Raw genomic sequence first — 11,646 nt, forward strand, 5'->3', positions numbered from 1 at the left:
GGCGGCGTTCGGGCCCTGTCGCCTGTACGGTGAGATTTCCCTGCGGACGGATAGCCCCAGATTACGCATCGATCCGTCGCGCCGGCACGGCTCGGGGTATCGGGGCGGCAGCATGCGGCAACCGCGGTGCCTTTTCCTGGATCGCGCGGCGGGCGTGGCGCGGTCCGGCGGCTTGCATCCGGACCGGTTCGCAGCGCCGCTGCAACCGGACGCTTTCCGGACGGGCCTAACCGCCTTCCGCGATCCGCCCCAGGGTGTCCGCTGCCGGCGCAGCTTATCCCGGCCCGACTGGAACGGCGTGCCGTTCCAGTCGGGCCGAGGCTGTTCTAGCCTTCCCCCGACGCGGCCCCGATGCCGCTGCCCAGGCCGGCCGCCACTCCGGCGCCGCGCTGTCCGAGGAACGCCATCCCATGAACCTTGCCCGCTTCCCGCGCATCCGGCTCGGCCACATGCCGACCCCGCTGGAGCCCATGCCGAACCTGACGAAACACCTCGGCGGGCCGCAGCTCTGGATCAAGCGGGACGACTGCACCGGCCTGTCGACCGGCGGCAACAAGACGCGGAAGCTGGAATTCCTCTGCGCCGATGCCGTCGCCCAAGGGTCCGACATCCTGATCACCCAGGGTGCCACGCAATCCAACCACGCCCGGCAGACCGCCGCGGCGGCGGCGAAGCTCGGCCTCGCCTGCCATATCCTGCTGGAGGACCGGACCGGCTACACGGACCCGGCCTATGTCAATTCCGGCAACGTGCTGATGGATCGGCTGCACGGCGCCAGCGTCTCCCGCCGCCCCGGCGGCACCGACATGCAGGCGGAGATGGAGGCGGTGGCGGAGGAGATGCGCGCCGCCGGCCGGACGCCCTACGTCATCCCGGGCGGCGGCTCGAACCCCGTGGGCGCGCTCGGCTATGTCAACGCGGCGCAGGAACTGGTCACCCAGGCCTCCGACATGGGACTGCGCATCGACCATCTGGTGCATGCGACGGGCAGCGCCGGCACCCAGGCCGGGCTGGTCGCGGGGCTGGTCGCGCTGAACAGCGGCATCCCCGTGCTCGGCATCGGCGTGCGCGCGCCGAAGCCGAAGCAGGAGGCCAATGTCCTGGCGCTGGCCGAGCGCACCATGGCGCATCTCGGCCTGCCGGCGCTGGTCAAGGCGGAGCACGTCGTCGCCAATTGCGACTATGTCGGCCAGGGCTACGGCATCCCGACCGAGGGCATGGTCGAGGCCGTCAAGCTGGTGGCCGAGCAGGAGGGCATCCTGCTCGACCCGGTCTATTCCGGGAAGGGCATGGCCGGGCTGATCGACCTGATCGGCAAGGGCTTCTTCGGCAAGGACCAGAACGTGGTCTTCCTGCATACCGGCGGCCAGGTCGGCCTGTTCGGCTATCCGGCGGCCTTCGGCCTGGCCGGCGACACCGCGCGCTGAACCTACTGGCGCGCCAGCCGTGCCAGCAGCACCCCGGCCGGGTCGAGCAGTTCCAGCTTGCCCGCCGGGGTGATCCGCCAGCGCCTCGCCTGGCCCAGCACCCGCATGAAGCGCGCCTCCTGCTCGCCGATCGACGGGGCGCAGGCCATCATGGAGGAGATCATCTGGCCGAAGGCGATCGTCTCCCCCGCCACGGTGACGCTGCCGGCGATGCGGTTGCAGCCGCCGGAGCCGGAAACCTTCCCGTCCGCGGTGAAGGCGAGGCTGGTCCTCGCCCGGTCCACCACGCCGCGGCCGCCGATCTCCTCGGCGACCCATTCCGGCCCGACCAGGGTCGGCGCCTCGGCGGCGCGGACCAGGCGGAGTTCCACCGCCTCGTCGGCGCCGCCGGTCAGCACCGGGTGGATGGCCTCGGTGCGGAAGGCCACCTTCCCCTCGATCTCGATCGTCGCGCGCACGGCATAGCGATGGCCGGGCTGGATGCGGGCCGGGTCGTAGGGCAGGGCGAAGGCGATCGGCACCTGCCCCTCGATGACGGTGCGCGCCTCGGCGATGGTCTCGGCCGGCGCGTCGGCGCGGGAGATGTCCTGCAGCGCCACCGCCAGCACCGCGCCGGGCGGCAGGGCCATGCGTTCGCGGTAGGCGGCGCTGCCGCGGATCGCCGCCTGCCGGGCCCGGGCTCCCTTGGCCATGGCCAAGCCCGCCGCCAGGCTGATCACGCTCCGCCGCTGCATCGCCGTGCTCCTGGCCCGATCGTCACGGCAAGGATAGCGTCCGATCGGGGCAGGGCGAGGGCTACCATTCCAGGTCGATCGACCGACTTGATCCGGATCAAGGCATCCGGACCCAGGCGCGCGTAGCCTGCCCGCAAGACGCGCCTGGCTTTCCGTTCCGCCGCCCATATCTGCGGTGCAAACCGCCCGCAACCGGCTAGGCTGGCGCCCAAGCATTCACGGAGGACGAGACCCGATGTCCGAGGCAGCAACCCTCGAGCGCCCCACCGCCCGACCCGCCGAGCAGGTCGACGTGCTGATCGTCGGCGCCGGCATCTCCGGCGTCGGCGGCGCCTACCACCTGAAGACCCAGCGCCCGGGGACCAGCTTCGTGGTGCTGGAAAGCCAGGAGACCTTCGGCGGCACCTGGTGGACGCACAAGTATCCCGGCATCCGCTCGGACAGCGACCTGCACACCTTCGGCTACCGCTTCAAGCCCTGGACCGGCACGCCGATCGCCACCGCGGACGAGATCCGCAGGTACATGGGCGACGTGATCGAGGAGAACGGCCTCGACCGCCATATCCGCTACAACCACAGGATCAGCTCGGCGCATTGGTCGAGCGCCGAGAACCGCTGGACCATCGAGGCGACCCGCACCGATACCGGCGAGGCGGTGGTGATCAGCGCCCGCTTCCTCTGGATGTGCCAGGGCTACTACCGGCATTCGGAAGGCTACACCCCCGAATGGGCCGGCATGGACCGCTTCAGGGGCCAGATCATCCACCCGCAGACCTGGCCGGAAGGCCTGGACTACACCGGCAAGCGGGTGGTCGTCATCGGCTCCGGCGCCTCGGCCGCCACCATCGTGCCGAACATGTGCGACAAGGCCGCGCATGTGGTGATGCTGCAGCGGACGCCGACCTATTTCCGCACCGGCCGCAACGCCATCGAGATCGCCGAGGAACTGCGCGCGCTGCAGGTGGACGAGCACTGGATCCACGAGATCGTCCGCCGCAAGATCCTGCTGGAGCAATCGAAGTTCACCGACCGCTGCTTCGCCGAGCCGGACAAGGTGAAGGCGGAGATGCTGGCCAACCTGCGCTCCATCCTCGGCCCCGACTACGACCTCGACCGGCATTTCACCCCGGACTACCGGCCGTGGCGGCAGCGCATCGCCTTCGTCCCCGATGCCGACCTGTTCCACGGCATCGCCTCGGGCAAGGCCAGCGTCGTCACCGACGAGATCGAGACCTTCGACGAGGGCGGCATCCAGCTGAAGTCCGGCCAGCACCTCGACGCCGACATCATCGTCACCGCGACGGGCTTCCACCTGAACGTCCTCGGCGACATCGAATTCTCGATCGACGACAAGCCGCTGGCCTTCCACGACACGGTGACCTACCGCGGCATGATGTTCACCGGCGTGCCGAACATGGTCTGGGTCTTCGGCTATTTCCGCGCCAGCTGGACCCTGCGGGCCGACCTGGTCGGCGACTTCGTCTGCCGGCTGCTCGGCCACATGGACAGCAAGGGCGCCGGGCGGGTCGAGGTCGCGCTGCGGCCGGAGGACCGCGACATGCCGCTGCTGCCCTGGATCGACCCGGAGAACTTCAACCCGGGCTACCTGATGCGGGGGATGCACCTGCTGCCGAGGCGCGGCGCCAAGCCGGAGTGGCAGCACACCCAGGACTACTGGGCGGAGAAGGACATCTTCCCGGCCATCGACCTGGACGGGGCGGAGTTCGTCTACAAGTAGGCGCCCCGGAGCGCCGCATGGGCCAGGCCGCGCTGTACGACGAAGACATCCACGCCTGGTCGCAGCACCAGGCGCGGGTGCTGCGCGCCCGGGCGGGGGCGGGCGCCCGCCTGCCCAACGACCTCGACCCTGAGCACGTCGCGGAGGAGATCGAGGATCTGGGCAAGGAGCAGCGCTTCCAGGTCGAGAGCAACCTCGGCCAGGCGCTGGACCATCGGATCAAGGTCGTGGCGCTGCCGCAGGATCAGGCCGCGCGGCATGGGATCGAGGAGGCCGATGCCTTCCCGACCGATGCCGCGCGGCGCTGCCGCCCCTCCATGCGGCGGGTGATCGCGCCGGCGAGGATCTTGGCCTGGGCACGCCGCGACGCCGCCGCGGACCTCGAATTCGATGGCCATGCCATGCCGCCGCCGCCGGCCGACCTGCCCTTCGGCATCGAGGAGCTTGTCGGCGAGACGGCCGATGCGCGGGCGCTGGCCGCGCGGCTCGCCGCCCGCCTCGGGCCGCCGTTGCCCTCAGCCTGAACCGGCCATGCCCAGCCCATTCCCACGCCGGGCCGCCCTGGCGCTTGCCCTCCTTCCCTTTCCCGCCGCCGCGACCGAGGCCGCCGCCTGGGATGCGCTGCGGACGGGCGGCATCGTGCTGTTCCGCCACGCCCAGGCCCCCGGCTTCGGCGACCCGCCGGGGATGCGGCTGGGCGACTGCGCCACCCAGCGCAACCTCGACGAGGCGGGCCGCGACCAGGCCCGGCGCATCGGCGCAGCGGTCCGGGGGCGCGGCGTCGCGGTCGGCGGCGTCCTCGCCTCGGCATGGTGCCGCACGCTGGAGACCGCCGAACTGGCCTTCCCCGGCCGCGTCCGGGCCGAGCCGGCCTTCAACTCCTTCTTCGATGACCGCGCCTCGGCCGCGGCGCAGACGGAAGCCGCCCGCGCCATCCTGCTCGGCTGGGCCGGGCCCGGCGCGCTGGTGGCCGTCACCCACCAGGTCAACATCACCGCGCTCAGCGGCATCCACCCGGCCTCGGGCGAGGGCGTGGTGCTGCGGCGGGCGGGCGACGCGCTGGTCGTGGTCGGCCGCATCACCGCCTGAGGCGACCCGCGGCCCCGGGTGCGCTATCCTGCCGACTCCATGGCCCTCCCCCCCCGCCTGCTGCTGCCCGACGCCCCGGCCCTGATCGCCGGCCATGGCCGCGCCACGCTGCTGACCCCGGATGGCGAGCTGCTCGACATCCCCTCGGCCGAGCTGCGCCGGGCGCTGGACGGCGCGCCGCCGCTGCTGGTGCATGGCCCCGCCACCGCGCGGCGGCTCGACCTGCCGCGCTTCGACGCCTGCTTCGACCTGCTGGAGCTCTTCGCCTTCTGCCTCCCCGCGCGGCCCGCCGCGCCGACGCCGCGCGGCCTGGCCATGGCGCTCGACCTCGACCCGCCGGCCGACGATGCCGCTGCCGCGGCGTTGCTGCCGGAGATGGCGACCATCCTGCTGCGCCGCCTGGCCGCCGGCCGCGGCCAGCCGATGAACCGCGATGCCGGCATCCTGGCGGCGCAGCTGCGGAAGGCCGCCGCCTGGCCCTGGGCCGATTCGGTGCTGGCCGCGCTCGGCGCCGGGGAGGAGAAGCCCTCGCTCGACCCCTACAAGGTCTGGCGCCGGCTGCCCGACTGGGAAGACCCCGGCCCGGCCCAGCCGCCGGCCAGCTTCGACGTCTCGCCGACCGAGGCCCGCGCCCGGCTCGGCCAGATATTGGGCGAGGGCGCGGAGCAGCGGCCGCAGCAGGCCGACTATGCCTCGGCCGCCGCCGGCGCCTTCGCCCCGCGCGCCGACCAGGGCGCGCCGCATGTGGTCCTGGCCGAGGCCGGCACCGGCACCGGCAAGACGCTGGGCTACATCGCCCCGGCCAGCCTCTGGGCGGAGCGCAACGGCGCGCCGGTCTGGATCTCGACCTTCACCCGCAACCTGCAGCGGCAGATCGACCAGGAGCTCGGCCGGCTCTACCCGGACCCGGAGGAGCGCCGCCGCCGCGTCGTCGTCCGCAAGGGGCGGGAGAACTACCTGTGCCTGCTGAACCTGGAGGAGGCACTGGGCCAGGCCGGGCATCCGGAGATGGCCGTGCCGCTCGGGCTCGTGGCTCGCTGGGCGCTGGCGACGCGGGACGGCGACCTGATGGGCGGCGACTTCCCCGGCTGGATCGTCGAGCTCCACGGCCCGGCCGCCATCTGGCCGCTGGCCGACCGGCGCGGCGAGTGCATCCGCTCCGCCTGCCCGCGCTACAAGCAGTGCTACGTCGAGCATTCGATCCGCCGCGCCCGCACCGCGTCGCTGGTGGTCGCCAACCATGCGCTGGTGATGGTGCAGGCCGCCCTCGGCGGCGGCGAGGACGGCCGCCCGCTGCGCTACGTCTTCGACGAGGGCCACCACCTGTTCGACGCGGCGGATGCCGCCTTCAGCGCCGCCATCAGCGGGGCGGAGACGGCCGAGCTGCGCCGCTGGCTGCTCGGCGCCGAGGGCGGCCGCAGCCGCGCCCGCGGCCTGCGCCGCCGGATCGAGGAATTGGCCGGCGACATCCCCGAACTCCTCGCGCCGATGGAGGCCGCCCTGCAGGCCGCCCGCGCGCTGCCCGGCCTCGGCTGGGTGACGCGGCTGTCGGAGGAACCCCGCGAGCCGACCAGCGAAGCCGCCGCCGAACGCCTGGCCAACCCGACCGAGCTCTTCCTTCGCGCCGTCCGCCGCCAGGTCCTGGCCCGGGCGCGGGAGGAGGACGGGATGTACGACGTCGAATGCGACCTCCACCCGCTCGGCGAGGATGTCCCCGAGGCCGCCGAGGCGCTGGAACGCGCCCTCAAGCGGGTCGAGGAGCCGCTCGCCGGGCTGCGCGACCGGCTGATGGCCCGGCTCGAGGACGAGGTGGAGGAGCTGGAGACCGGCGACCGCATCCGCATCGAAACCGCGGCGAAGGGCATCGAGCGCCGCGCCCTGATGCCGCTGAAGGCCTGGCAGGCCATGCTGCGCGCCCTGCGCGAGCCGCCGGCGGCACCCGGCGCCCGCCGTGACTTCGTCGACTGGCTGGCGCTGACCCGGCGGGAGGGGCGGGAGGTCGATGCCGGCCTGCACCGCCACTGGCTCGACCCGACCACGCCCTTCGCGCTGACCGTCGCGGCGCCTTCGCACGGCATGCTCATCACCTCCGCCACCCTGCGCGACAACGGGCTGCTGGAGGATGCCGAGGCCGCCTGGGCCGCGGCCGAGGCGCGCACCGGCGCCAGCCACCTGGCCATGCCGGCGATCCGCGCCGCGGTTGCCTCCCCCTTCGACTATGCGTCGCGCACCCGCGCCTTCGTCGTCACCGACGTGGACAAGGCGCGCAACGGCCAGGTGGCGGCGGCGATGCAGGCGCTGTTCCTGGCCTCGGGCGGCGGTGGGCTCGGCCTGTTCACCGCCATCCGCCGGCTGCGCGACAGCTTCCGCCACATGGCGCCGGGGCTCGAGGCCGCGGGCATCCCGCTCTATGCCCAGCATGTCGACGCGATGGACAACGCCACCCTGGTCGATGTCTTCCGCGCCGAGGAGGATGCCTGCCTGCTGGGGACGGATGCGATGCGCGACGGCGTCGACGTGCCGGGCCGGTCGCTGCGGCTGCTGGTCTTCGACCGCGTCCCCTGGCCGCGGCCCTCGATCCTGCACCGGGAGCGGCGCATCCATCTCTCGGGTGGGTCGCCCTCGGCCTATGACGACGCCCAGGCCCGCCATCGGCTGCGCCAGGCCTTCGGCCGGCTGATCCGCCGCGGCGACGACCGCGGCGTCTTCGTGCTGCTCGACCGTTCCTGCCCCACCCGGCTTTTGGCCGGGCTGCCGGAGGGCGTGCCGGTGCGGCGCCTCGGCCTCAGCCAGGTGGTCGCCGAGACGCGCGACTTCCTGAGCGAGGCGTGAGCAATGTTACAAGACTAAGCATTGACGTGAACCCCCGCCGGCGCGACGACGGGCTGCCGGAGAGCGAGGCCCCATGCCCAACACCCGTTTCAACCCGCAGGAGGCGCTGGTCTGCGCCATGGTCCTGATGGCGGCGTCAGACCGGAACATGACCGATGCCGAGGTCGGGATGATGTCCCGCCTGGTGCAGGAGCTGCCGGTGTTCGGCGACTTCCATCCGGCGCGCATCGCCAGCGTGACGGAGACCTGCCTCGGCCTGCTGGACCGCGAGGACGGGCTCGACCGCGCCATGACGCTGATCCGCGACGCCCTGCCGCAGCGGCTGCGCGAGACCGCCTACCTGCTGGCCTGCGAGGTCGCCGCGGCGGATGGCGAGGCGTCCCAGGCCGAGCTGCAATTCCTGCAGGACCTGCGCATCGCGCTCGACCTCGACCGGTTGATCGCCGGCGCGATCGAGCGGGCGGCGAAGGCGCGGTACCAGGTCATCTGAAGGCCAGGGAGGAAGCATCCTCCCTGGAGCCCACCTCTGTTCCTGCAGGTTGGCATCTGCCGCGCGGCGGGTGCCGAGCTTCCTTCAGGCCACGCTGCCCCAGGGCCGCAGCGGCTCCGGGATGCGGAAGTCGCGCGGCACCTCGAAGTCGCTCGCCGCGCCCCGCATCGCCGCGGCCGGCTTCGGCATGCCGCGGCGGCTGCTGTAATCATACGCCAGCCGCTTCCGCTCGGTGATCTTCCGCGCGCTCAGCGCCCGGCCGCACAGCACGTCCAGCAGGGTGATGCCCGCCACCGCGGCGATCGCCAGTCCGGCGATGCTGCGTTCCCGCCCGCGACCCATCGCCAGCCCGCCGGCCAGGGTGCCGATATCCAGCGCATCGCCGGCGACCCGGCCCCAGATCCAGGGCGTCGGGTCGCGGGAAGCGAGGATGCCGATGCCCGTGACGATCTCCCGCGCGCCGTAGCTGGCGACCAGCCTTTCCTGGCCGCGCAGGCCGAGGCTGCGGGACACCGCATGCGGCGCCAGCAGCTGCGCCATGCCGAGCCCGAGGCTGAACCAGCCCAGCCCCTGCGCCAGGCCGATCGTGGTGTCCGCGCCGCGCGCGCGGGACCGTGCCACGCGCCTGCTCATGGCCGGATCACCACCTTGATGCAGCTGTCCAGCTTGTCGCGGAAGGTCTTGTACATCTCCGGCCCCTGTTCCAGCCCGACGCGATGGGTGATGACGAAGGAGGGATCGATCTGGCCCTGCTCGATCCGCCGCAGCAGGTCGTCGGACCAGCGGTTCACATGCGTCTGCCCGGTGCGGATGGTCAGGCCCTTGTTCATGACCATCCCGAAGGGGACCTTGTCGAGCACCCCACCATACACGCCGGGGACCGACAGCACGCCGGCCGGGCGGCAGACATACATCATCTCCCGCAGCACGTGCGGCCGGTCGGTCCCCAGCATCACCGCCTGCTTGGCGCGGTCGACCATGCTGTCGAGCGTCGCCGTCGCATGGGCTTCCATGCCCACGGCGTCGATGCACTTCTCCGGCCCCTTGCCCTGGGTCAGTTCGTTCAGCCGCTCGATGATGCTGTCCTCGTCGAAGTTCAGCGTGATGGCGCCGCCGGCGCGCGCCATGGACAGGCGCTCGGGCACGTTGTCGATGGCGATCACCTGCTTCGCGCCGAGCAGGATGGCGCTGCGGATCGCCATCTGGCCGACCGGGCCGCAGCCCCAGATCGCCACCGTGTCGGTGGGCTGGATGTCGCATTGCACCGCGGCCTGCCAGCCGGTCGGGAAGATGTCCGACAGGAACAGCACCTGCTCGTCCGTCAGGCTGGACGGCACCTTGATGTGGGTCTTGTCGGCGAAGGGCACCCGCAGGTATTCCGCCTGGCCGCCGGCATAGCCGCCGGTCATGTGGGTATAGCCGAACAGGCCGGCCGGGGCATGGCCGAAGGCCTTGTCGGCCATCTCCTTGTTGCGGTTGGACCGTTCGCAGACGCTGAAATTGCCGCGCCGGCACTGCTCGCACTCGCCGCAGATGATGGTGAAGGGGATGACCACGCGGTCGCCCTTCTTCAGGTTGGTGCAGCCCGCGCCGACCTCCTCGACCACGCCCATGGTCTCGTGGCCCATGATGTCGCCGCTCTTCATGCCAGGCATGAAGTTGTCGTACAGATGCAGGTCGGAGCCGCAGATGGCGCAAGAGGTGACGCGGATGATCGCGTCCCGCGGCTGCTCGATCGTCGGATCGGGGACGTTGTCGCAGCGGATGTCCTGCTTGCCGTGCCAGACCAGTGCGCGCATGGCGTTCTTCCTCGGGTGGCGTCCGGTAGGGCCGCCAGAACCGCAGCAACGCAGGCCGGGCCGAGAGGTTGTGCCTGGACCGAAAACGATGCGGGCTACGGCGGCGTGGGCGGCCGCCCGGCCGGGGCCCGGAACAGCATGAGAAGCACCAGGCTGCGCTTGCTGACGAACAGGTAAACGACATGCAGGCCGACCGGCAGGTTGGCCAGGGCCTCGCGCGCCGCCTCCACCAGGCCGCCGTCGTGCCCGTCCCGGCCGCCGGCCTAGGCCGGGCCACCCGCGGCCACACCCGCCGGGCCGCCCGCGGCCACGCCGAAGCCAGGCGTGCGGCCGCCGTCGAGCTGGATGCCGGTCGCCGTCACCGCGATCAGGCTGGCGGCGATGCCGGCCAGGATCGTCCGGCTGATCGCCGGATGGGTCAGCGCCGTGCCCAGCCGCAGCCCGTCGAATTGCCGGTGGAAGCGCGCCAGGCCGAGTTGCCGCAGCCCCGCCAGCGCGGCGACCAGCCGCCCGGCGATGACCAGGGCGACCGCGTCGCCGAGCCAGGCATGGATCGCCCTGGCCTCCCCGGTGGCGAAGGCCGCCACCGTGAGGCCGGCCAGCACCGCGCGCCGGGCCCGCAGGCGTTCCATGGTGGACACGGCGCGGCTTCCCGGGTTGCCGACCCGGCGGGTCAGAGCGTCGCGCGCAGCAGCAGCGGCATCGGCTCCATCCGGTCCTCGACCGCGGTGACGCCGGGGACGCGTTTCGCCAGCAGCACCAGGCCCTGCCGCATCTCGTCCGACCGCGCATAGCCGTACAGCGTCACCACGCTGCCCACGACATCCGGGAAGACCCAGCTGTTGTCGACCCAGGCCTGTTCCCGCATCGCCGCCAGCAGGGCGCGCTGGATGCCGGCCGGATCCGTCGCGGCGTCGCTGGGCGCGGGGCCGCGCAGGATGGCGCGCAGCAGGTCGGCGCGGCTGACGATGCCGAGCAGCTTGCCCTCCTCCAGCACCAGCACGCGGCGGATGCCGTGCTGCTCCATCAACCGCGCGATGTCCTCGGCCGAGGCCTCCCCGCCGACGCTGACCAGCTTGGTGGACATCACGTCGCGCGCCGTCAGGCCATGCGCCTTGCTGTACTGCGCGATCTGCGGCTTGGCGCTGCGGAACAGCCGCAGGAACCAGTCGAGCGGCCCCGGCGGCCGGTCCGCCAGGCGGCGGATCAGGTCGCCTTCGGTGACGATTCCCTGCGCGGTGCCGGCCGCATCGGCGACCGGGACGGCGGAGATCCCGCGCGCCGCGAGCAATTCGGCCACCGCGGTGACCGGCGTCTCCGGCGTCACCACGACCAGCGTCTTCGACATCAGATCCCGGGCTTGCATGGCGGTGTCATCCCTCATTGTCGTGGGGCGCCGGGCCGAGGGCGCCAACCGGATCATAGCGCCGGCGCTGTCGATGGGATTGCGGCAGCGCAAGGCATGGTATCACCCAAGCGTGCGAGCAGATTGTGTCACGCGCATGCGATTGCGTCGCTGCCGACCGGCTTCCGCCAG

At 72.4% G+C, this 11,646-nt stretch carries 12 protein-coding genes; 6 read left to right on the top strand and 6 right to left on the bottom strand.

The genetic code is table 11. From position 1 onward, the window contains the following. Positions 1–410: 410 nt before the first annotated feature. Positions 411–1,427, top strand: a complete 1,017-nt coding sequence (locus ACFQS7_RS19190) for a D-cysteine desulfhydrase (protein WP_380068733.1) — start codon at positions 411–413, stop codon at positions 1,425–1,427. Between the two features lie 2 nt (positions 1,428–1,429). Here the strand turns inward: ACFQS7_RS19190 and ACFQS7_RS19195 are convergent, their stop codons facing one another. After that, positions 1,430–2,161 (bottom strand): YbaY family lipoprotein, encoded by a 732-nt coding sequence (locus ACFQS7_RS19195; protein WP_380068734.1) that lies wholly within the window; start codon positions 2,159–2,161, stop codon positions 1,430–1,432. Between the two features lie 235 nt (positions 2,162–2,396). Between ACFQS7_RS19195 and ACFQS7_RS19200 the strand changes: the two genes are divergently transcribed. The 5 genes from ACFQS7_RS19200 to ACFQS7_RS19220 all read left to right on the top strand — a co-directional run bounded on the left by ACFQS7_RS19200 (position 2,397) and on the right by ACFQS7_RS19220 (position 8,310). Next, complete coding sequence (locus ACFQS7_RS19200) at positions 2,397–3,899, top strand: flavin-containing monooxygenase (RefSeq protein ID WP_380068735.1); 1,503 nt, start codon at positions 2,397–2,399, stop codon at positions 3,897–3,899. Between the two features lie 17 nt (positions 3,900–3,916). Next, positions 3,917–4,423 (top strand): DUF29 family protein, encoded by a 507-nt coding sequence (locus ACFQS7_RS19205; protein WP_380068736.1) that lies wholly within the window; start codon positions 3,917–3,919, stop codon positions 4,421–4,423. Positions 4,424–4,430: 7 nt separating this feature from the next. Next, positions 4,431–4,988 (top strand): histidine phosphatase family protein, encoded by a 558-nt coding sequence (locus ACFQS7_RS19210; RefSeq protein ID WP_380068737.1) that lies wholly within the window; start codon positions 4,431–4,433, stop codon positions 4,986–4,988. Between the two features lie 39 nt (positions 4,989–5,027). Beyond that, positions 5,028–7,820, top strand: coding sequence for an ATP-dependent DNA helicase (locus ACFQS7_RS19215; protein ID WP_380068738.1), 2,793 nt, complete (start codon positions 5,028–5,030; stop codon positions 7,818–7,820). Positions 7,821–7,893: 73 nt separating this feature from the next. Further along, entirely contained in the window at positions 7,894–8,310 is a 417-nt protein-coding gene (locus ACFQS7_RS19220; protein WP_380068739.1) for a tellurite resistance TerB family protein, read from the top strand. An 84-nt stretch (positions 8,311–8,394) separates the two neighbouring features. On the opposite strand, the gene ACFQS7_RS19225 is transcribed toward ACFQS7_RS19220, so the two are convergent. The 5 genes from ACFQS7_RS19225 to ACFQS7_RS19245 form a co-directional block, all read right to left on the bottom strand. Then, positions 8,395–8,931, bottom strand: coding sequence for a cyclase dehydrase (locus tag ACFQS7_RS19225; RefSeq protein ID WP_380068740.1), 537 nt, complete (start codon positions 8,929–8,931; stop codon positions 8,395–8,397). An 8-nt stretch (positions 8,932–8,939) separates the two neighbouring features. Further along, entirely contained in the window at positions 8,940–10,109 is a 1,170-nt protein-coding gene (locus ACFQS7_RS19230) for a zinc-dependent alcohol dehydrogenase (RefSeq protein ID WP_380068741.1), read from the bottom strand. Between the two features lie 95 nt (positions 10,110–10,204). Further along, positions 10,205–10,339, bottom strand: coding sequence for a hypothetical protein (locus tag ACFQS7_RS19235; RefSeq protein WP_380068742.1), 135 nt, complete (start codon positions 10,337–10,339; stop codon positions 10,205–10,207). 33 nt (positions 10,340–10,372) lie between these two features. Continuing rightward, positions 10,373–10,750 (bottom strand): hypothetical protein, encoded by a 378-nt coding sequence (locus tag ACFQS7_RS19240; protein WP_380068743.1) that lies wholly within the window; start codon positions 10,748–10,750, stop codon positions 10,373–10,375. A 32-nt stretch (positions 10,751–10,782) separates the two neighbouring features. Then, on the bottom strand, positions 10,783–11,475 hold the full coding sequence (locus ACFQS7_RS19245) for a CBS domain-containing protein (protein ID WP_380068744.1): 693 nt from the start codon (positions 11,473–11,475) through the stop codon (positions 10,783–10,785). Positions 11,476–11,646 lie beyond the last annotated feature (171 nt).

Source organism: Dankookia sp. GCM10030260 (genome assembly GCF_042666655.1).
Classification (GTDB): domain Bacteria; phylum Pseudomonadota; class Alphaproteobacteria; order Acetobacterales; family Acetobacteraceae; genus Paracraurococcus.